We start from the raw sequence: 21,285 nt of genomic DNA on the forward strand, positions 1-21,285 counted from the left end.
GGACGCAAAAAGCATGGCTGCGCTCGTACCTCGCTAATTATAGCCATGCATTTTGCGCCCCATATCGGGGCGTTATATGTACAAGGAGGGTTCAGTTGATGCGTTACCTATTTTTACTGTTGATTATACCTTTTTATTCTTTTGCCGAAATTAACCTTCCTCTGCAAAAAGAACTAATTGAAATGGAAATTGAAGATCAACATATTCGAAACAAAATAGGAGAAGCTGGGTGGCAAAACCCGCCTAAAGCACTCCTAGAACAAATGATGAAAATAGATGAAAGTAATACAGGAAAACTTAAAGCTATCATTAAAAAGCATCATTGGGTAACAAGGGATTTAGTCGGAGTTAAAGGAGTTGGAGCAGCATTTTTAGTCATCCAGCATTCACCTGATGTTGCATTTAAAGTAAAAATGCTTCCTTATTTAAAGCAATCATATTTGAATGGCGAAGGTGTTAGCGGACAACAAGTTGCTCTTTTAACTGATAGAGCTCTTATTGCACAAGGAAAGAAACAAATCTATGGTACTCAAGCTGACGTGAGTGAAGGTAAAGTTGTGTTTAGCCCTATAGAAGATGAGACTAATGTAGATAAACGGCGTGAAGAAATGAATATGCCCTCTTTAGATTTTTACTTAAAAATAATGGAAAAAATGTACGGGATTAAAGAACACCCTGAAATAGACTTGAATTAATGTACATATAACAAAACGTCCTGAGGTGGGCAACTAGTAAAATTTGTCTATTAATTGCAACTTTTAATAGTGGCGCTTTAAAGCCGCTAAATACGTCGATTCATCGTAGGATGTATTCGTTTTCCAACACCTAAATAAAATCTAACAAGGAACGTATATGAATTTATCTGAGAACAAAACCGTAATTGAGTTTGAAGTATCAGAAACAGGCCACCAAATTGTTGAAGCTAAAATTAACGGTAAATTGTTACGTTTTATTTTAGATACTGGCGCGGGGGCATCTGTTTTAGACAGGGGATGCCTAAGTGAGTTAGGCATTGAAGAAACACTCAATGTTGAGAATGCAGCAGGCTTGGGCACTTCGGATCACGCTATGGGAGATATAGAAGTTGATTCAATTGAGTTTGGTAGTGCCTTGTTTGAAAGTCCTGCCTTTGTGTCACTTAATCTTGACCATGTACAGGTGGCGGGTGGTGAAAAGGGAGTACATGGCTTGTTAGGCTCTCCCTTTTTTATTCAATACCAAGCAGTTATCGATTTTTCAAAAAATAGGTTAGAGCTTTTTAATAAAAAAAATTAAATAACTAACCTAAACTTTGTTCTTTAGTCGGTTTTAGCTAACGCACCATGTTTATGGATTTTACTATGGCATGGTGTGACAGTAGTTATTGTTTACAATTTGTATTTTAAAGCTACTTTTCTAGTTCTTTTCTAATAATTCTTTTCTTATAATTTCAGCCCCAGCGCTCAAGGCATTTAGTTTACCTCTGGCTATATGGTGAGGTAGTGGAGCCATGCCGCAGTTTGTACATGGGTAGAGTTTGTCTGCATCTACAAATTGCAGTGCTTTACGCAGCGTACTTGCTACTTCCTCTGGTGTTTCGATAGTGTGGTTTGCTACATCAATTGCGCCTACCATTACTTTTTTACCGCGAATGAGTTCTAGTAAATCCATTGGTACATGGGAGTTATGGCACTCTAGTGAGATAATATCGATATTAGATTGCTGAAGCTTAGGGAATGCTTCTTCGTACTGTCGCCATTCAGATCCTAGTGTTTTTTTCCAATCTGTATTGGCTTTAATGCCGTAGCCATAGCAAATATGCACGGCGGTTTCGCATTTAAGCCCTTCAATTGCGCGCTCTAAACAGGCAATTCCCCAGTCGTTTACTTCATCAAAAAATACGTTAAACGCGGGCTCATCAAATTGGATGATATCAACGCCGGCGGCTTCTAATTCTTTTGCTTCTTGATTAAGAATGATGGCAAATTCCCACGCTAGTTTTTCGCGGCTTTTATAATGATCGTCGTAAAGCGTATCAATCATTGTCATTGGGCCTGGCAATGCCCATTTAATAGGTTGTTTGGTTTGCTTGCGTAAAAATTTAGCGTCTTCAACAAACACAGACTTTTGACGGCTAACAGGGCCCACAACGGTGGGTACGCTTGCGTCGTAGCGGTCACGAATTTTTACTGTTTTACGTTTTTCAAAGTCAACGCCATTTAGGTGCTCTATAAATGTAGTTACAAAATGCTGCCTTGTTTGCTCACCATCGCTAACAATATCAATGCCTGCTTGTTGCTGGTCGAATAATGACAAGCGTAGGGCGTCGTGTTTGCCTTGAGTTAATTCATCACCTTGTAATTTCCAAGGTGACCAAAGTGTTTCTGGCTCTGCAAGCCATAAAGGCTTAGGTAAACTGCCAGCGGTAGATGTAGGTAGTAATTTTTTCATAATAAATAATGCCGTATATTTTAGTTAATTATTAAACGTTTCGTTAAGCGCGTTATTACTGGATGTTACTATTAGTTGTTATGACAGATAGCTAGTAGAGAATTGCTCAAGAACCGTTTGATACGGCTTGATAAAATGCTCTTGTGCAAACTTGCCTTGCTCATTTGCTAACTTGCCGCGCTCTTCTCGGTCATACACAATTTGCGTTAGTGAATGATCCAAGTTTTTTAAGTTTGGTTTATATGATTTTCCCGCTGTTGCGTTGGCATTATAAATCTCTGGTCTGTAGATTTTTTGAAACGTTTCCATCGTACTAATGGTACTTATAAGCTCAAGATTGCTGTAATCATTAAGTAAATCACCAAAGAAAAACAATGCTAAAGGCGCGGCACTATTTGGCGGCATAAAGTAACGTACCTGCAAGCCCATTTTTTTGAAGTATTGCTCAGTTAAAGACGATTCATTTGGCTCGTATTCAACGCCTAGTACCGGGTGTTGGTTTTCAGTGCGGTTGTAGGTTTTGTTATCTGACACACTTAGGCATATAACCGGTGGTTTTTTAAAGTTTTGTTTGTATGTATCCGAATTTACGAATGACTGAAATAGCTTCCCATGTAAAACCCCAAAGTCATCAGGAATACTAAATTGAGGCTTGCCTTTATTGTGCTCTTGTAGGAGTACGCTAAAGTCGTAGTCGCGTACATACGATGAAAAGTTGTTTCCTACAATGCCTTCAATGCGCTTATTAGTTTTATGATCAACAATGTTTGTTTTTAATATTTCGATTGATGGGAAGCTTTCGCCGCCATCTTCAATACCTATTTCAACAGAGATAATTTCAAGCTCAACAGCATAACGCTCACCTTTGGTGTTATCCCAATGGGCTAGGGCATTAAAACGGTTGTTAATCATGTTTAAGGCGTTACGCAAGTTTGCTTTGCGGTATTCACCTCTGGCTAAATTAGCAAAGTTGGTTGTGATACGCGTATTAGTTGATGGATGATAATTTTCGTCGAGTGAAACGCTCTTTATATTAAATGTAAAATCTTTTTTCATCGTGTTTATATCCAATTTTATAATTTAAACCTGATTGATGCTTTGCGCTTTATTAACCTTTTAACTTAGTGTGCTGGTTTGTTATTCAGCGGCTTTAAGTTTTTAGTAATAGTGTTTAGCGCTAAGGGATGAGTAATTTATACGTGGATTGGTATATGAAGAAAAACGGTTTAATTTCACATAAAACATGAGTCATATTCATTAATCATTATTGTTAGATTCGATTACGTAGCAGTTGACGATAAAAAGGCACAAATCAGTAAAAATAAAGGATGGATGTTTAGCCGTTTAGACTTCTTTGGTGGTGGTGTGCACTTTATTCATGTTGAACATGAGGAATATTCAAAGGGGTTTTTTATAGCTATAACAGTACATTAGCCAAATTTCAGTATGTTAAGTCGTTGTTTTTACTAAAAGTCATCACTGGATAAGTTTTAATTAGCTATAAAGGCAGACACTTCAGCTGATCTGAATAATAAACCGACCTTTTTGAGTACGTATATAAATGCTTGTAAATTAATAAAAGCGCTATAAATCATATTAATAGCAATGGCAGTACGTTAACTAAGTTATACTCGTTTTTCATCACCTCACCTATTGAGTATTCGTGGATATCAAAGGCACTTGTATTGCATCAACTATTGATGAGCATGGCCCTGTTTATGTATATCAAACAAAAAAGAATCTAATTCTCAGCTTTGACGGAAAAATTTATCAAAGCTGTATTAAATTAAATAATATTAACGGGTTAAGTTTAGCTTATACGCAAGCGATGATGGCTGCGCTTTTTTTTATACCCAATTTAAAAACCGCGATGATAATGGGACTTGGGGCGGGCTCTATAGCAAAAAGTCTTTATCATGCGTTTCCTGCACTGACTATACATACCGTTGAATACCGTAAAGCCGTTGCTGATATGGCTATAAAATATTTTAAAGTTCCTGTGTCAGAACGTTTGTTTATTCACATTGATGATGCGGCAAACTACATGAAAAAAACGCAGATAAAAACGGATGTTATTTTTTCTGATTTATATAGCTCAGAAGGGATGGAATCAGATCAGGTGCAATCATCCTACTTACGCGATTGTAAAAATGCGCTCACTTTTGATGGGGTTTTAGTACTTAATATTTGCCATACCAAAGTTGGGCAAAGAGAAGCGTTCGATCAACTTCTTGAGAAAGAATTTGCAGGAAAGATTCTTAGTTTTATTATTGAAGGCGGCAATAAAATTGTTTTTGCTTTTAACAATAAAATGCCTGTACTTAGTGAAGACGAATTACTTGCTAAAGCTCACGCGTTACAAAAATTAATAAACGTACCAATGACTCGCTATGCTGGGCTTTTATTTAATTAAAATGGTTAGTTTGATGTACAGTTAAATGACGCGTTTGAATCCATCCATCTATCTGTTGTTCATTTAAACTTGGTTAAACTAATCATACTCTGAATAAAAATAATAAAGTACGTACCCGTACGGAAACACTCATACATGGATTACTGTAAAAATATAATCGCTAAATTTATAAGCGCGATGCAAAAGCGGCCTGGATTATTGGCTGTGTTGGCGTTTTTGTCGGGCGTTGCCAGCTTTGCACTTGTAGATAGAAAAGAGTCTTTTTCGCAAGTTATTGCGATATTTTTACTTATTAGTTGGTTGTGGCTAATTATTGATAATTGGCTACGAGACAAAGTAGAAGAAAAATTTGGTGTGGCTGTATCTCCTAATGTAATGCGTTTTGCGCTACAAATGGTGCAACAAGAAAGTCTATTTTTTGCTTTGCCGTTTTTTTTAGCGGTTACGCAGTGGGATCATCCTCAAGCAATTTTTACCTCCCTCATTGCGTTATGTGCGGTTATATCGGTAATCGACCCCTTTTATTATAAGAAGCTTGCTAAAAACCGTACGCTATTTAGTGTGTTTCATAACTTTGCTTTATTTGTTGTTTTACTTGTTACCTTACCTATTTTGTTAAATCTTACAACAAGCCAAAGCTTAGCTGCAGCCCTTGTAACGGCTGTAGTGGTTACTCTTCCGAGTTTAAACAATTTAATGCCTAATGCACGCTGGTGGCGTTTTCCTATTCTTGTATTTATTTTATGTGCTTTGAGCACTGCTGTGTGGCAATTAAGAAGCTATGTGCCTCCTGCAGCGCTGCGATTAACCGATATTACGTTAGCTCATGAAGTTGATTTACAGCATAAAAAGCCAGTAGGGAGTATCAAACAGTTAGACTCTTATACACTGCATCATCAAGGTTTATATAGTTGGACCGCTGTTAAAGCGCCAAGAGGCTTAAATGAAAAAATATTTCATGTGTGGCTTCATAATAAAAAGGAAGTTGATCGGATCACGTTAAATATAAACGGCGGGAGAGAGCTTGGTTACAGAGCATGGACCCACAAGGTAAATTTTCCTAGCGACTCTGTTGGTAAGTGGCAGGTAAAAGTAGTCACCGAATCAGGACAGTTAATAGGTTTAACGAAATTTACTGTTACACCTTAATTAACTAATCCGGCTATATTTTAAACACATAGCTGATATAGTTTTTCTATTACAAACTAATGGACATAGTTAATGAGTATTGCATTTGAGATTTTTATTTGGCTAATAGTTGATACTGGCTTGAGCTTTTTATTTTACTCGACCGGTTGGCTGTTATTAAAAGTGGTTACGTTTGGGCTGTATAAAAGCGAGTTTAAAGATTTTGCATCTTATAAAGCGAGTAAAGCTAGAAGAGTCGACTTAACCTTCTTACTCGGTTTTGGTTTTTATGTTGCACTGATTACCCTTATGGCTTACTTGACTCACTAGCTAGTTTTAATCCACAAAGATCAACAGACCAATGGTTACTAAAGCTCAGTTTTAAATTTAATTATTATTATGCTTTGAATCAATAAACAATGCGTATGTGTAATACACAATAACTAAAAAATGTTAGTGTTTAGCTATCGTTCAAATACAGTTGAGAATTACATATGAAGTTTTTAGTATTTTTAGGCACAGTACGCGATAGCACTCCACCAAAACCAGCTCGCTTAGGCTTAAGGGTTTCTAGGGCTTGTATAGAATGCTTAACAGAGCATTTTGGCGATCATGAGTTTGAGCTAATTGATGCGTTGGACTTTCCTAGCGAAAACGTATTTAAACCACACTTTGCATACGCTAAAAGTAATGCACCTATAGAGCTCACCCTTTTAGCTGATAAAATTAAAGCCGCAGATGGTTATATAATGATTAGCCCTGAGTACAATCACAGCATGAGTCCAGCCCTCGCTGACTTACTTAATCATTTTGGTAGCTCACTATTTTCGTATAAACCAAGTGCAATAGTAACTTACTCAGCAGGACAGTGGGGTGGCGTAAGAGCGGCCATTAGTATGCGCACATTTTTATCTGAACTTGGCTGTTTGCCGGTATCGGCTATGATCCACGTGCCAAAAGCGCAAGATGTGTTTAGTGAGGATGGCAAACCTGTTGCAGGAGAGAGTCAATTATCGTGGTTTAATTATTTCTCACGTACGTTTGGCCAACTAATATGGTGGGCGCAGGCTGCTAAAGAGCATACCGAGGTGGTTGACCCACAAAGTTTGCTAAAAAGCTTTAAAACAGATCCTTCTCAGCGCAATGCGCCTTAATATCCGCTAACTAATTGTGTCTTGAAATATCTAGCCTTACTAAGTGTGCTAACACTTAGTGCATGTAGTTCTGTTACCCATAAAGTTGAAATGAGCCAAAGTAAGGCTGCAAATATGAACCTTATCGCTTTAACTGAGCAAAGTGCACCTAAGGGTGTTGCTGGCACTTACCAGTTTCAAATTAAAGCGGCGGGAGCTCAGGGGAGTTGGTTGTATTTAAATACAGAAACTGATTATCGCGACAGGCGTTCTATTACGATATCAATACAGCCTAATGTGGTAGCAGAGCTTCAAAGTAAATACGGACAACCAGCAGATACCTTTTTTATTGATAAAATAATAGAAGTAACAGGCGAAGCTAAACGAGTTACTATCGATTTTATGAGCCGTGGTAGAGCCACTAATAAATATTATTATCAAACGCACATAGCTGTGTCATCAATTAAGCAGCTTCGTGTTATAGAAAGTTAGCAAAAAGCAATGCACTGTATTTATACACAGTGTATTGTGAAAGCTTACTTTGAGCTTTAACGTTTACACTTAAATTTACTGCTATGGCGCTACTTTAGCGCTGTTTTATTCCACTATTTCAAAACTCCTATTTAACCTATTGTAATCTCATTACATAAAACTAATAATTGGTTAGTTTTATAAGTTAGAGTACCTGTATTGAAAGCCAAAGAAATCCGCAATTTTTATATCAACGAAGAGCAATCTGTTTATTTGCTTTCGCATCGCGATGCTAAAAAACACCGCCAGTGGCTTAATATTTGTATTAAGCAGCTAACATTGCTGGGCTACAAAAACGTTGAAATGATTGGCTCGGGTGCTTTTGGTTTTGTGTTTGCAGGTGATGATGATAACGGCTTACCTTGGGTATTTAAGTTTTCGCGTATTACGCTTGCCCAAAGTGTACGTGACCGCCTAGAAGACGAAGCGTATATGCTTTCGCAAATTAATAACCCCTTAGTCCCTACCTTTTATGCATTTGAGCGAATTAAAAAACAAGGGATTTTAATGATGGCTCGCGCCATTGGAGAGGACCTTGAAAAAGTATCGCTTAAAACAGGGCGCTTTAGTGCCGCGCAAATAATGGCGCTAGCTGTTAGGTTACGTAATGTATTAATTGATTTACGTAGCCACAAAAATGGCGTTAGCCCACAACCTATAGTGCATGGCGATATAAAACCTTCAAACCTTGTTTGGGATGCAAACACTGACGCGCTTTCGTTAGTTGATTGGGGCAGCTCTGTGTATGCACAGCTCGATAGTGATGGTAACCCTGTTACGAGTAACTTTATGGATTTAATGTCGGGTGATTTAAGCACAACGAATGCTCGTATGGGCGATGTGTACTTTATTGGTGAAGCGCAAATGTCGGGGGAGCAATCATCCCCACGATTTGACGAACAAGGTGTAGCCGCTACGTTGTATGCGCTAGCGTCGGCGCAGTCGTGTCGCTTTGGTGCGCAAGCCATCCCTGCAAGCAGCTTAGGGCTGCCAAAAGAGCTGGCTAAAGTCATTGATGGTATGCTCTCTAAAAGTAAAGCCATACGCGATGGTGCTGGTGATTACTTTATGCGTAACATTACAACTATGGCCAAAATGTATTTACCTGAACTTGATAAAAAACAAAAAAAAGCAGATATCCCTTTTTGGTATGGCAACGACGAGCAGCCCGACACGGTGGTATATAGTTCACGAAAACAGTTTTTACGCCAAGCCGATCATAACCAGCAATTACTAGATATAAACGACGCGCAACTTGACCGTTATTATAAAGAGTTTTTGTTTGATACAGGCGATACCGAAAAAGCATTTTTGGCATCAATAAGCCGATTAGCTAAGTACCCTGTAGTAGGTGGGCTTAGTTTTCATTGGAAGGATGAGTCGATGTTTGTTGAATCGTCTTTAATTATGCATGACGAATCATTGGGTGATGCGTTTAGTGATGCGATTAATAACACGGTAATGCTTGCGCAAGCGATTAATCAAAAAGGGTTATTTAAGTGTTGTTTGTTTGATGCCCGTAAAACTATTCAGTTAGAGCGAGATGGCACCGGTGCATTTAAGTTTGATAGCCTACCAGAGCTTGAATACGAAGTTGTCAGCATGAAAGCAAACGACATAACCCGCCCGCATTCATATTTTGAAGACGGTAAAGACCCTGATGAGCAACTACAGCTACCTAAAAAAGTTATTAAATGCGTATTTGAGCTTAACCAAATTCATCATACGGGGTGTATTATTTTTGAAGCACTGCCCGACAGAATGAAGATTCACCATTACTACCGTTTACTCGATTCGAGTAAAGAGGTTGAGTTTAAACGTTTGCTAAATAAACTTATGCAATACGCGGTAAATATTACGGACGTGGGTGTTGCGGGCTTTATGAAACTCCCATATAAAAACACCCGTGAGTTTAGTTTATGTGAGCAGCAACAAGAGCATTACTTTCCTAAAAATCCCAAGCTTGTACATTTATAGAAAGAACCCTTCACTAAAGAGTGTTAAATAAGAAGACAAAGATCAAAAGAGCACAAATTGGTTTACCTTGTACTCTTTGCTACTTAATTATTTAGGTAAGTATTACTAATTATTAAACACCTTACTAAAGGGCGACGTTGGTGATAGCTCAAATTGGTGAGTTAGCTTTTGCGTTTTATTAGTCGCTGTAATTTGATAGTGCTGCTTGTGCTCATTGTTACTAAATAGCTTAACGTTAAAGTTAACTTTGGTTAGTTTACTAGGCAAAGAGTAGCGCCCAGTAATGGTTACTTGGTCTATATTGTCGCTTTTATGTGTATGCGACGCTTCTGGGTTTAGCAAAAGTCCGTCAATAGTAAATTTATACTGATGATCTGCTAAATAAACGTTCTTTTTAACTCGCTTAGTTATTAGCTTTTTATGAGCATTAAACTCAACTATTGACACTTTGCCATCCTTGTTTTCATCAACCCATTTAAAAGCCGACATAGGGATTGAAAGTACAATAAACACGTTATTATCAACAAAATTCAGCGTACCGTGCTCTGCAACCATTAAATGCGCGTTTGCTAATGTTGATGTGCTCAATAAGCCCAATGTGGTCACACTTAACAGATAATTTTTCATATAAGGCATAACTTACTCCTAATTAAACTTCGCCTTTAACGCAGCGTTGAAAAAACGGGTAAGTGTCTGTTGCGTAGTAGTGGTATATCCCATCAGGAAACTCAGGCGTTACGCCAACGCGGCCATTACATTCATCTAAATCACCAGAGCCTGCTACGTATTCCCAATCTTGTGCAAATGTACCTAATGGGTATATATCGGTAGAAGGGCGGTTTGCGCTTACAGATGTTATGTGTTGGTAGCTACCGGTCATTACGGTTAGCGCTGAAGACGCATCATTTGAGTCTGCATAGCCGTAACGTGCATAAATAGGAAAGCCGTCTGCTGCCCAGCCTATTAGAGTCATAGTGGAGCTATTGCCACCTCGCAGTGTTACAAAGCCTTCAGGCATACCATGATAGTGATATGTGCCATCGGGTTGTACGTGTGCATTGTTGTCGTCTGTTCCAAAACTAAACGTGTCTTGGCTTAAGGCTTCTATATTCCAATTACCGCTGTTGTCGCCTAAATCACAATCGGTGCCAGAATCATCGCAGCTACCGCCTGTGCCGGCGTCTATTTTAATGCCGTTAAGTACAACGCCTATCATTCCACGAGGCCCCCCAAGCATGGTTGCTTGTGTTGTTTCTACAGGCTCAAGTGTGTAGCTTTCATTTACTGATTGTTCAGAAATAGTATTTGGGTTATTGGCATTAGGGAATGTACCTACTTCGTGATCAGGTATGCCATTAGCGACTAAGTCGCGTGTAGTTCCTGTGCATGACCAATCTGCAGCGCTGGTGGCTTGTACTGATTCTGACTCGTTATATTCACTGTAGCTATATTCACAAAGCACGCCTTGGGTTGAGCTACCCGTACCTGTACCGTTATCTGAGGTGGTTGGTGATGAATCTGTAGTTGTTGAGGTATCAACTATGCCTTCTCCACCTCCACAAGCAACTAACGATGAAACAACTAGAGCCAAGGTGCTTAGCTTTATAGCATTTACCCGATTTGAGTTTTTAATATTAACTGCGTGTAGTTTCATTGCTGCTTACCTGATCAATTAAGTTACTCAAACAATAATCAGCAATTGTGCAAATAGTGTGTAAACAATGATGACAAATTAGCAATGATGTAAATAGGCGAAGTATTAAAGCTAAGTTGAGATTTAACTTTATTGGATTGTGTTTTATTTTAAAATTTCAAAAAGTTAAACTAATGCAAAAATAGCTAAAATAAAAGGTTACCTTAATGGCTAAAACAAAACCTGTAGTGACGTTACAAAGTCACGGCATTTACTCTAAGTGGGACAGCGAAAGTAAAGCATTGCCACAAATAGAGCAATTTACAACAAATGTAATAGCTGAGGTAGATGTTGAGTTTGGCTTAATCGCAAATATTAAAAAGGGTAAAGGCGAAAAGCTTCACTATTGTATATACCATCCAGATATACCAGACAGTGACGGTGATGTAATGGACCCCTTTGAAGGCGATGTATACGTTAAAAACAGTGATTGGAACTTTTATTTAGGCGACACGCTTTGGTTGCCAATAGAGAATAAATTGGGTGATTGGCGTATGACGATTGAGCTAAATGGGAAAATTATTGCTGATAAAACTTTTAAGGTGGCATTAGAGATAGAGCGTACTGAAACAGATTTTTGGAAAAACCGAGGGTATTGATTTCTATTTGTTAGCTATACGGTGTGGATGTAATAAAAATTGATAAAAGAGAATTGTAGAGCCATTTAAAATAGCTCTACAAAATTAAATTAGCGTGTTTAGTTACCCCAAGGGTTACTAGAATTAGAGCGTTGTTTACGATCGCGAGCACGTTGCTTTGATGCTTTTTTTTCCATAATACGTTTTGCATCACTAAAACTTAACTCACATGGTTCACCAGGTTTATGATCAGCTGGGATCACGCGATCACGTGGCGGTAATTCGTATTGCACATCATCAGGTCTAGGTAAGTTTTTTAAGCGATAAAGGTAAAAGTTATCTACTTTTTCTTGTGCCCATTGTGTTTTACGTAAAAATTTAACCGCTGACTTTATATCAGGATTGTTTTTAAAGCAGTTAAGTTGTAAATAAGCGTGTAGGAGCTCCCACCCGTATTGTTCAACCAGCTCTTCAACCACTTGTTCTAATTTAACGCCTTGCAGTGGGTTATTACTGAAAAGTTCTTGGTTGCTCATAGGTGTTGCCTCGTTATTAAAATACAAATTGCATTATAAATTTAATAACGAGGCTTTAACAGAGTAAATAGCTTAACTTTGACAATTAACTACAACACGACCGCGAATTTTGCCTTGCATAAGTAGCTCTGCGTTATCAATGGCGTGTTCTAGTGAAATTTCAGTTGAAATTTTATCTAAATAATCAACGTTTACTAATTTAGCTAAACGATCCCACGCTTCAATTCTGTCGGCTTTAGGGCGCATTACGCTATCAATGCCTATTAGTGACACACCACGTAATATAAATGGGGCAACTGAGGCTGGTAAATCCATACCTTGGGCAAGTCCGCAGGCGGTTACTACACCCCCATATTTTAATGATGCACAAATATTGGCAAGTGTATGGCTACCTACAGAATCTATTGCCGCTGCAAAGCGCTCTTTTTGTAAAGGCTTACCAGGGTTTGAAAGCTCATTTCTGTCAATTACCTGTTTAGCACCTAACTCTTTTAAATACTCACTTTGATCTAATCGACCTGTTGCTGCTGTTACGTTGTAACCAAGCTGGTTTAATAAATAAATAGCAAAGCTGCCTACGCCACCATTGGCACCGGTTACCAGTATTTCGCCAGATTCAGGCGTAATACCTTGTTTTTCAAGTGCTATAACACTTAGCATAGCGGTATAACCGGCTGTACCTATTTGCATTGCTTGTTTTGGAGAAATACCTGCAGGCAAGGGGATTAACCAATCGCTATTAAGTGCTGCTTTTTGAGCAAGCCCGCCCCAATATTTTTCGCCTACACCAAAGCCATTTAATATTACGTTATCGCCATTTTTAAATTCATCGCTGGTGGAATTTGTAACCGTACCCACTAAATCGATACCTGGCACCATAGGAAAACTGCGTACAACGGGGCCTTTCCCCGTAATTGCTAAACCATCTTTATAGTTAAGTGTGCTGTATAGCACGTCGATAGAGACGTTTTCGTTTGGTAAATCACTATTTTCGATAGTTGATAATGAAGCGCTGTAGTTATTATCTTCTTTATTAATAACAATGGCTTTAATTGGGGTACTCATTGGATATCCTTTTAGACCGATCGTCTTTTAATTGGTAAATAAAAACGCATTAGGTTAGTAATGCGCGTAAAAACATTTCTGTATATAAAGTAAGTGGGGTATTTGATTTTGTGAGCTTGGCGCGCATAACCGCACCTTCCCAGCCAGTCCAAAAGTACTCACTCATCAATTTTGTATTTACATGGCTTGCAATTGTGCCTTGTTGTTTAGCTTGATTTAAGCAAACCTCTACCTGGTTTTGCCAAGCAGTGTAGCTTTGCATTAATCTGGTTTTAAACTCTTCACTTAAATGGTTAAGCTCTTGATTTAAGTTACCCACTAAACACCCACGTTTGTAATCGTATTTTTTCATCCCTTTAATTGCGCTTTGGGTAAAATTAACGATTCGTTCAAGTGGGGGAACATCTTCTTGCTGTAGGTAATGGGTAAGCTTGGCAATAAAATAACTGTCGTATGCATCAACTAACGCAATGCCGTAGGCTTCTTTACTTTTAAAGTAATGATAAAAAGAGCCTTTAGGTACAGCCGCTTTTTTTAAAATAGTATCGAGTCCCGTGGCGCTAAAGCCAAATTCAGTTAAGGTTTCTAGGCCCGTGCGAATAAGTAACGCTTTGGTATCGGCGTTCTCTCTGGCTATTTTAGGTGGGCGACCACGGCGTATTGGTGTTGATGTATTTTTGTTCATGAGCTTATATTAGACCGATCGACTTTAAATAATCAAGTATAAATTCAAATTGTTTAAAAATACTTCAAGTTAGGGGCGGGCTACTAATTTCAGATTAATGAAATAAAAGTGTCACGATTACATTTTTGTTTGGAACTTAGTCAATATTAGTCGGTCACAATTAAAGCACATAAGTGCTTTTTAGCGATTATTGAGTCGCATTTTATTTAGCATAAAACCGGTCAAATTAAATGTTGTATGACCACTTACTTTTTTAAATGTTAATTCATTTTTGCATCAGCAGCTTAGTTAAAGTCAAACAATTTAATTGCTTTTACAATTTGAATTTTACATTTTTATTAACTATTCATTAAATGTAGATTTCACTAATGCTACACAATATATAAATAAAAAGGTGAGGATATTACCGATGAAGAGACAGAAAAGAGATCGTTTAGAAAGAGCTCATTCTCAAGGTTTTAAAGCAGGTTTAGCAGGTCGCTCAAAAGAGCTATGCCCTTATCAACAAGTAGATCCAAAATCAGAGTGGTTAGGAGGTTGGCGTGAAGCGATTGAAAACCGCAACATGTACAAACCTAAAATCAATAATCGAATTTAAGCAAAAAGGCCTCCGCATTGGAGGCCTTTTTGTTTGTGCGTTTAAAAATTAAAATGCACTAGTGTCTTGGAACAAGCCCACTTTTAAATCTTTTGCTTCGTAAATTACTCGGCCATCTACTTCTACAGTACCATCGGCAACGCCCATAAACAATTTACGTTTAATTACGCGTTTCATTACAAGACGGTAAGTTACTTTTTTATTAGTTGGTAAAATTTGGCCAGTAAATTTAACTTCACCCACACCTAGCGCACGACCAAGACCAGGGCCACCAGACCAACCTAAGTAAAAGCCAACTAGTTGCCACATAGCATCTAATCCTAAACAACCTGGCATTACTGGGTCGCCTTTAAAATGGCAATCGAAAAACCACAGGCTAGGGTCAATATCAAGCTCAGCAACAATTTCGCCTTTACCATGAATTCCGCCATCAGCAGTAATAGAGGTAATGCGGTCCATCATTAACATGTTGTCACTTGGTAAACGGCAGTTGCCTTCACCAAACATTTCACCTTGACCACACAGGATCAACTCTTCTTTTGTATAGCTATTTTTAGGTTCCATAACACTTATCTTCGCTTAGAAATTGCCAAGTACTTTAGCGTACACTTGTACGCTAAACAACTCGGAGCAGTTAAAAAATCAAATATTGCACATAAAATCACCAATCAATCAGTGCGATTGGTTTTTGCACTATAAAACCGCGCAATTACAATCAGAAATCATTATAATTAGCGCTGTCTTATAACCAGTCTAAAGGAAGTTTATGATCCTTTTTGTTAACTCACTAACTGTGATTGATTTTTCTTACTTATGTAACAAACGCGGCGCCGTTGGCGAGAGCTGGATTGTTGATTTAACTTTGCACGGTAAACTTAACGAAGAGTCTATGGTTTTAGACTTTGGTTTAGTTAAAAAGCAAATTAAAGGCATTATAGATGAGTGTATTGATCACCGTTTAGCAATTCCTACAGGGCTTAATGGCACTGTATCTGAATTTGACGAGCATAAAACACTCGACTGTACATTTGGTGAAAACAACCACTTAGCTATGAGCGCTCCTCATCAAGCTTATTGCATGATTAACGCAGACGAAGTAACGGTTGAATCGGTTACTGAATTTTTAATTGCGACTATTTTACCGAAGCTACCAGATAACATTGAAAAAATTGAGCTGTCTCTTAAGCCTGAACACAGCCAAAGTTTTTACTATCATTACAGCCATGGCCTTAAAAAGCATGACGGTAATTGCCAGCGTATTATTCATGGGCATCGTTCTCAAATTGGTATTAGCCTAGATGGTATCTCTATGCCGCGTTTGCAAAAAGAATGGTCTCAAAAGTGGGAAGATATTTACTTAGCTACCAGTGAAGATCAAATTAATGCACCTGATTTAAAGCACATAACAGCCAAAGCGGGTGATGTATGTTTTGCTTATACATCGGCACAAGGCTATTTTGAAATGGCTATAAGCGAGTCTCGTTGCGACATTTTGCCAGTAGATACTACTGTAGAATGTATTGCTGAACATGTAGCTGGCCAAATTAAAGCCCAATACCCAGAAAAAGCAGTGAAAGTAACCGCTTATGAAGGTGTTGGAAAAGGATCGATTAGTTATGTTTAAAACACTTTTAGCAACAGCGCTTGTTGCCTCTGCTAGCTTTAGTGCTATGGCGCTTGAGTTAAAAGGACATTTAACACAAGGCGGTTTAGTTACTGGAAAGCTAGAAAACGCTAAATCAGTAAGCTTAGATGGCAAAAGCTTAAAACTTTCGCAAAATGGTGACTTTGTATTTGGTTTTGGTCGTGACGCTGAAACTACTCATACTTTAAAATGGGTAGATAACAATGGTAAATCGCATTCACAGCCAATAGCTATCACTAAGCGCGAATATAAAATTGATAAAATTACCGGCGTAGCTAAAAAATATGTCTCTCCGCCAAAAGAAGTTAGTGCGCGTATAAGCCGCGAAGCAGTTGCGGTACGAAAAGCCAGAGAAGTAGAGTCTGATTTATTGTACTTTTTAGACCCGGTTTTAAAGCCTGCAGAAGGGCGCATATCGGGTGTTTACGGTAGTCAGCGCTATTTTAATGGCGAGCCACGTCGTCCGCATTTTGGCTTAGACATTGCCAATAAAACAGGCTCTCCTGTTTACGCGCCTATTAGTGGTACCGTGGTATTTGCTGAACCTGATTTATACTACTCTGGCGGTACATTAATTATTGATCATGGCCATGGTATTACCTCAACTTACATTCACTTAAGTAAGCTTGATGTAAAAGTGGGTGATAAAATTGAGCAAGGTAACAAAGTGGCTGAAATTGGTGCAACAGGGCGTGTAACGGGTCCTCACCTAGATTGGCGTTTTAACTGGAAAGGCGAACGCCTTGATCCTGCATTACTAATGCAAGATACATTAGCAAACAAAAAGTAGAGATTATGACTGACGTAAATCGCGATGCAATAATTGCTCAGCGTATTGAAGACTCAACCACATCGGTAACTAAAACCGTGTTTCCAGGGCGTACTAATCATCACAATACTTTATTTGGTGGTGATGCACTGGCGTGGATGGATGAAGTGGCATTTATAGCAGCGACTCGTTTTTGCCGTAAGCCTTTGGTAACTATATCTTCTGATAGAGTCGACTTTAAAGAGGCCATACCAGCAGGTACTTTTGCAGAGTTAATAGCTAAAGTAGTGCATGTAGGTAACACCAGCTTAAAAGTTGATGTAGATATATTATTAGAAACCATGCACAAAGACGATAAGCATTCAGCCATTAGTGGCAGCTTTACGTTTGTTGCAGTTGATGATAACCACAGACCGACTCCTGTAGTATGCGACAAAATGATTTATGGTTTTGATTAACTTAAAGCTTTGAATATACGCTAAAGTAAATTTATATAAGCACCTTAATTGGTGCTTATATAAATTCAGCAAAAGAACACATCATACTATATATTCATTAAGTATAACCTCAACAACAGAGCTAGTATTAACTAAAAGAAAGTAATCAAACTGGGGGGAATTGATAGGGGTGTGAGTTGCTGGATTTGGATACTAAAAAGGTATGCTTTTAACATACCTTTTTGGTTATATTTAGCTTTTAATCACATTTATTAACACTTATATAAATACATCTTAAAGCACCATTGCTGCAATCCAGCCAAATATCAGCAGCGGAATGTTAAAGTGAATAAACGTTGGAATAACAGAGTCTCTTATATGGTCGTGCTGGCCATCGGCATTTAAACCCGATGTTGGGCCAAGCGTTGAATCTGAAGCAGGGGAGCCTGCATCACCTAAAGCGCCCGCAGTACCAACAAGTGCAGCGGTAGCCATAACAGAAAACCCAAGGTCTAGACATAAAGGAACAAACAAAGTTGCAATAATAGGCACTGTTGAAAACGAACTGCCAATTCCCATTGTAATTAATAACCCGACTAACAAAATAACACCGGCGGCCAAAGGTTTATTACCATCAAAAAGGGCGGCTGCGCTGTGTACTAAGCTTGCTACATCGCCAGTGGCTTGCATAACCGATGCAAAACCTTGTGCCGATATCATAATAAAGCCAATCATGGCCATCATCGCAACGCCTTTACTAAATACGTCGCCGTTTTCTTCCCATTTAACTACCCCAAATACACTAAATATCATTACACCTACTAAGCCACCTAAAATCATTGAGCCACTTAGGTTTTGTGCAACAAGTGAGGCAAGTACTGCAAAAAGTCCGACAATCATTACTTTTCTAGGGTTTTCTACTTCAGCCGATTTACTCACAGTAGTTAATGGGAGCTCGGTGTATTCACGGCGTTTTCTGTAAGTAATAAATACCGCAATAAGTAATCCAATAAACATACCTAATGCAGGAATTATCATCGCCATAGGAACTTGTGTATTTACAATCTCTAAGCCGTTATCGACCAGGTTTTTGTGCAAAATAGAATATAAGTAAATCCCCCCAAAACCATAAGGTAGCACCATGTAAGACGTTGCTAACCCAAATGTTAAAATACACGCTATAGCACGCCTGTCTAATCTTAACTGATTAAAAACAACGAGTAACGGCGGGATTAAAATAGGAATAAACGCTATGTGTACGGGTACTAAGTTTTGCGAAGAAATCGCACAACCTAAAATAATTAATAAAATGAAGTAACTTAAAAACGTTTCATTCCCGCTGCCTTTAGCATTTACTTTAGCAAGTAACTTATCAGCGAGAATGCGTGTTAAACCCGACTTAGAAATAGCAACGGCAAAAGCACCGAGCATGGCATAACTTAGTGCAATTTCAGCTCCGGCAGAAAGGCCAGAGTTAAATGCATCAACACTTTCTTTTATACCCAAGCCTGCAGTAAGACCTGCAACTAACGCGCTTATTATCATGGCAACAATGACGTTAACGCGAGCCAGAGATAGCCCGAGCATTAAAATAACGCCTATAACAACAGCATTCATAGTATTCTCTATTTGGAAATTTTAATTAATTTTATCAGATCTTTAGCCTGAGTTTTACGCTCTTTCGTAAAAGGTTTTTTACCATAGCGTACTTGGTTAAATAACTGACTAAAAGTGTTTATAGATTGTGCAGAACGAGGGAGTTTGTCAGCAAAAAAGTGTAACTGCTGATTCGGTGTTAAATTATCGGGTGTATTTATTTTTTGTTTTTTAGCCCATGCTTTTACTTCATAAAACTCTTTAATCATAGGCGCTAATTTAGCCGGGCGTTTTGGCAAGTTTAAATAAACAAAATAACCTATAAAACAAAAACCAGCTGTTAGTAAAACCATTAATGGTACAAGCCAAATGTTTTTACTACCAAAAATTGATTTTAGAAAATCATTTTGTTTTTCTTCGTCAAAACCAAGTACCCAGCTAGACCATTGATAATCGAGATTTTCAAGTTCCAACCTTAACCAATTAATAGCGGGGAAATTACTTAAACTCACTAAACCAAAATCAAGATTACTTTTAAATTCGTCATTCAGCTCTTCGTTTTGCGAAAGTGAGCCATTTAAACGCTCTGGTGCGACAACAGCAGTTGCATCAAAAATAACCCAACCTTCGTTTTGTAAATATACTTCTACCCATGCATGTGCGTCGTACTGGCGAACTGTTAGCGTATTATTATCTTGGTTTAATTCACCGCCTAAATAGCCACTTACTAGTCGAGCGGGTATACCTGCGGTTCTAAAAATGTACGCGGCGGCACTGGCATAGTGGCCACAAAAGCCACGTTGGTTTTCAAATAAAAATTGGTCAATTGTATTATCACCGCTCATAGGAGTGGGTGTTAATGTGTAAGTAAATCCCGTACCTGCAAAGTATTGTAATAATCGGTTATAAAAATCGCGATCAGAGTGTGTATTTTGCTTTAAGGTTTTAGCAAGTGATGATGTTTTTACATTCTTTTTATAAGCGAGGTATTTGTAGCGTTTTTCTTCAAATTCGCCAAGCGGTAAAGTTGTGAAGTTAAAGCTATTTACATCGTATTGTAAGTTTTTAGCTTGGCGACTTTTTTTACGTAATAAACCTAGCGAATTACCTTCAACATTTTGTGAGTTACTACTGGAATAGGCTAAACCATAGAGCCATTTTTGTGTAGCAGGCTCTGTAATAACTGAGTAGCTTGCAATAAGTTGCTCATCACTTTCGCTCTGTGTATTTGTTTTTACATTATTGTATTTTAAAAAGTCAGACGTAAGCCACGCATTACCATTAAACTCATCATGGACTATTGCTCGCCAATAATAAGGCGCTACAGGTTTTTCTTCGTTAAATTTAACTCTAAACACAAGTTCATCTGAGTTTGAAAGCTTTGCAATATCGAATGGGTCGACTTGTTCAGAAAGCCCTGTTTTTGCAAGCTTAGGCCCAGGAAGCTGCCAAAAGGCGGGCATTTTTGGTAAAAAAAGCAGTAAAAATATAGCTAAAGGAAGTGCTAAGAGTAGTAATTTACCACTTTGCTTAGAGGCGATTTTTAAATTATGTTTGGACTCGAGTAAGCCAAGTACTGCAAAGTTTAATATGTATAAACTACTTACAGTTAAAGTCGTTAAAATGCTTTGGTTAAATAAATACACCGATGAGAGTGAAAAAAACGTAAGCGTTGTAATTACGTGATAGTGTTTTTTGGTTTTAGCCTGCAGCAGCTTAAATAAACTAGCAAGTAGCAGCATGGCCACAAATAAAATAACCGTATCCGACATGCCTACTGTGTAGAGCATTAAACCTAATGACACACCTGCGAGTATATTTGCCAGCCAAGCATTTGGCTTTGGTTTATTACTCAGCGTTATGTAAAAATTCCAGGCACAAATAAGTGAAAGTACACCAACAAAAACAAGCGGTAAATGTGATACAAAAAATACAATCAAACATGCATATATAAAAGACAGCGAATAATTTATTACTTTTTCGTTTTTAAGTATGTCCATTACACATCACCATTAAATGAGCATAATAATTCTAAGCATTGCTGCTTATGTTGCTGTCCGGTATTTGTATT

At 38.2% G+C, this 21,285-nt stretch carries 23 protein-coding genes; 13 read left to right on the forward strand and 10 right to left on the reverse strand.

The window, feature by feature from the left end:
* Nucleotides 1–695, forward strand: a 695-nt coding sequence (locus tag P20495_RS09665) for a DUF6624 domain-containing protein (protein WP_242401480.1), incomplete at its 5' end; no start/stop codon positions are given.
* A gap of 157 nt (nt 696–852) precedes the next feature.
* Nucleotides 853–1,275 (forward strand): retropepsin-like aspartic protease, encoded by a 423-nt coding sequence (locus tag P20495_RS09660; protein WP_008136412.1) that lies wholly within the window; start codon nt 853–855, stop codon nt 1,273–1,275.
* 120 nt (nt 1,276–1,395) lie between these two features.
* Here the strand turns inward: P20495_RS09660 and P20495_RS09655 are convergent, their stop codons facing one another.
* Both P20495_RS09655 and P20495_RS09650 read right to left on the reverse strand, forming a co-directional pair.
* Complete coding sequence (locus P20495_RS09655) at nt 1,396–2,430, reverse strand: methionine synthase (protein WP_008136413.1); 1,035 nt, start codon at nt 2,428–2,430, stop codon at nt 1,396–1,398.
* A gap of 78 nt (nt 2,431–2,508) precedes the next feature.
* Nucleotides 2,509–3,486, reverse strand: a complete 978-nt coding sequence (locus tag P20495_RS09650) for a DUF1852 domain-containing protein (protein WP_008136414.1) — start codon at nt 3,484–3,486, stop codon at nt 2,509–2,511.
* 607 nt (nt 3,487–4,093) lie between these two features.
* Between P20495_RS09650 and P20495_RS09645 the strand changes: the two genes are divergently transcribed.
* The 6 genes from P20495_RS09645 (at nt 4,094) to P20495_RS09620 (ending at nt 9,612) form a co-directional block, all read left to right on the forward strand.
* Nucleotides 4,094–4,843, forward strand: a complete 750-nt coding sequence (locus tag P20495_RS09645; RefSeq protein WP_008136416.1) for a spermidine synthase — start codon at nt 4,094–4,096, stop codon at nt 4,841–4,843.
* Between the two features lie 135 nt (nt 4,844–4,978).
* Nucleotides 4,979–5,992 (forward strand): DUF5924 family protein, encoded by a 1,014-nt coding sequence (locus tag P20495_RS09640; protein WP_008136418.1) that lies wholly within the window; start codon nt 4,979–4,981, stop codon nt 5,990–5,992.
* A 72-nt stretch (nt 5,993–6,064) separates the two neighbouring features.
* The gene (locus P20495_RS09635; protein ID WP_008136419.1) at nt 6,065–6,301 is read left to right on the forward strand and encodes a hypothetical protein; all 237 of its coding nucleotides are present in this window, start codon (nt 6,065–6,067) and stop codon (nt 6,299–6,301) included.
* 164 nt (nt 6,302–6,465) lie between these two features.
* The gene (locus tag P20495_RS09630) at nt 6,466–7,125 is read left to right on the forward strand and encodes an NADPH-dependent FMN reductase (protein ID WP_008136421.1); all 660 of its coding nucleotides are present in this window, start codon (nt 6,466–6,468) and stop codon (nt 7,123–7,125) included.
* Nucleotides 7,126–7,239: 114 nt separating this feature from the next.
* On the forward strand, nt 7,240–7,596 hold the full coding sequence (locus P20495_RS09625) for a hypothetical protein (RefSeq protein WP_242401481.1): 357 nt from the start codon (nt 7,240–7,242) through the stop codon (nt 7,594–7,596).
* A 198-nt stretch (nt 7,597–7,794) separates the two neighbouring features.
* Nucleotides 7,795–9,612: a serine/threonine protein kinase gene (locus tag P20495_RS09620; RefSeq protein ID WP_008136424.1), complete on the forward strand. Its 1,818-nt coding sequence runs from the start codon at nt 7,795–7,797 to the stop codon at nt 9,610–9,612.
* A gap of 105 nt (nt 9,613–9,717) precedes the next feature.
* Here P20495_RS09620 and P20495_RS09615 read toward each other — a convergent pair whose 3' ends face one another.
* Together P20495_RS09615 and P20495_RS09610 are read right to left on the reverse strand one after the other, a co-directional pair.
* Nucleotides 9,718–10,248, reverse strand: a complete 531-nt coding sequence (locus P20495_RS09615) for a hypothetical protein (RefSeq protein ID WP_008136426.1) — start codon at nt 10,246–10,248, stop codon at nt 9,718–9,720.
* A 13-nt stretch (nt 10,249–10,261) separates the two neighbouring features.
* Nucleotides 10,262–11,266, reverse strand: a complete 1,005-nt coding sequence (locus P20495_RS09610) for a YHYH protein (protein ID WP_008136428.1) — start codon at nt 11,264–11,266, stop codon at nt 10,262–10,264.
* A gap of 206 nt (nt 11,267–11,472) precedes the next feature.
* On the opposite strand from P20495_RS09610, the gene P20495_RS09605 reads away from it, so the two are divergent.
* A complete protein-coding gene (locus P20495_RS09605) occupies nt 11,473–11,904 on the forward strand; it encodes a DUF3859 domain-containing protein (RefSeq protein WP_008136430.1) in 432 nt (143 codons plus the stop codon).
* 98 nt (nt 11,905–12,002) lie between these two features.
* Here P20495_RS09605 and P20495_RS09600 read toward each other — a convergent pair whose 3' ends face one another.
* The 3 genes from P20495_RS09600 to P20495_RS09590 form a co-directional block, all read right to left on the reverse strand.
* The gene (locus P20495_RS09600; protein ID WP_002960902.1) at nt 12,003–12,419 is read right to left on the reverse strand and encodes a VF530 family DNA-binding protein; all 417 of its coding nucleotides are present in this window, start codon (nt 12,417–12,419) and stop codon (nt 12,003–12,005) included.
* Between the two features lie 72 nt (nt 12,420–12,491).
* Nucleotides 12,492–13,484 (reverse strand): MDR family oxidoreductase, encoded by a 993-nt coding sequence (locus P20495_RS09595; RefSeq protein WP_008136433.1) that lies wholly within the window; start codon nt 13,482–13,484, stop codon nt 12,492–12,494.
* A 49-nt stretch (nt 13,485–13,533) separates the two neighbouring features.
* A complete protein-coding gene (locus P20495_RS09590; protein WP_008136435.1) occupies nt 13,534–14,169 on the reverse strand; it encodes a TetR/AcrR family transcriptional regulator in 636 nt (211 codons plus the stop codon).
* A 409-nt stretch (nt 14,170–14,578) separates the two neighbouring features.
* Between P20495_RS09590 and rmf the strand changes: the two genes are divergently transcribed.
* Nucleotides 14,579–14,767, forward strand: coding sequence for a ribosome modulation factor (rmf, locus tag P20495_RS09585; protein WP_008136437.1), 189 nt, complete (start codon nt 14,579–14,581; stop codon nt 14,765–14,767).
* Between the two features lie 48 nt (nt 14,768–14,815).
* Here the strand turns inward: rmf and fabA are convergent, their stop codons facing one another.
* On the reverse strand, nt 14,816–15,331 hold the full coding sequence (gene fabA, locus P20495_RS09580; RefSeq protein ID WP_002960896.1) for a bifunctional 3-hydroxydecanoyl-ACP dehydratase/trans-2-decenoyl-ACP isomerase: 516 nt from the start codon (nt 15,329–15,331) through the stop codon (nt 14,816–14,818).
* A gap of 202 nt (nt 15,332–15,533) precedes the next feature.
* Here fabA and P20495_RS09575 point away from each other — a divergent pair, with 202 nt between their 5' ends.
* The 3 genes from P20495_RS09575 to P20495_RS09565 are packed head-to-tail and all read left to right on the forward strand — an operon-like array spanning nt 15,534 to nt 17,639.
* Nucleotides 15,534–16,391 carry a 6-carboxytetrahydropterin synthase gene (locus P20495_RS09575; protein ID WP_007582754.1) on the forward strand — a complete coding sequence of 286 codons (858 nt, stop codon included), beginning with the start codon at nt 15,534–15,536 and terminating at the stop codon, nt 16,389–16,391.
* The gene (locus tag P20495_RS09570; RefSeq protein WP_008136440.1) at nt 16,384–17,202 is read left to right on the forward strand and encodes a M23 family metallopeptidase; all 819 of its coding nucleotides are present in this window, start codon (nt 16,384–16,386) and stop codon (nt 17,200–17,202) included. Before P20495_RS09575 ends, P20495_RS09570 begins: the two co-directional genes overlap by 8 nt.
* Before the next feature lie 5 nt (nt 17,203–17,207).
* Nucleotides 17,208–17,639, forward strand: coding sequence for an acyl-CoA thioesterase (locus P20495_RS09565; protein WP_002960891.1), 432 nt, complete (start codon nt 17,208–17,210; stop codon nt 17,637–17,639).
* A 273-nt stretch (nt 17,640–17,912) separates the two neighbouring features.
* On the opposite strand, the gene P20495_RS09560 is transcribed toward P20495_RS09565, so the two are convergent.
* Together P20495_RS09560 and P20495_RS09555 are read right to left on the reverse strand one after the other, a co-directional pair.
* The gene (locus tag P20495_RS09560) at nt 17,913–19,235 is read right to left on the reverse strand and encodes a Na+/H+ antiporter family protein (protein ID WP_008136442.1); all 1,323 of its coding nucleotides are present in this window, start codon (nt 19,233–19,235) and stop codon (nt 17,913–17,915) included.
* A gap of 8 nt (nt 19,236–19,243) precedes the next feature.
* Nucleotides 19,244–21,214, reverse strand: coding sequence for a DUF3488 and transglutaminase-like domain-containing protein (locus P20495_RS09555; RefSeq protein WP_008136443.1), 1,971 nt, complete (start codon nt 21,212–21,214; stop codon nt 19,244–19,246).
* Nucleotides 21,215–21,285 lie beyond the last annotated feature (71 nt).

The sequence above is a fragment of the Pseudoalteromonas sp. BSi20495 genome (assembly GCF_000241185.1).
Lineage (GTDB): Bacteria > Pseudomonadota > Gammaproteobacteria > Enterobacterales > Alteromonadaceae > Pseudoalteromonas > Pseudoalteromonas fuliginea.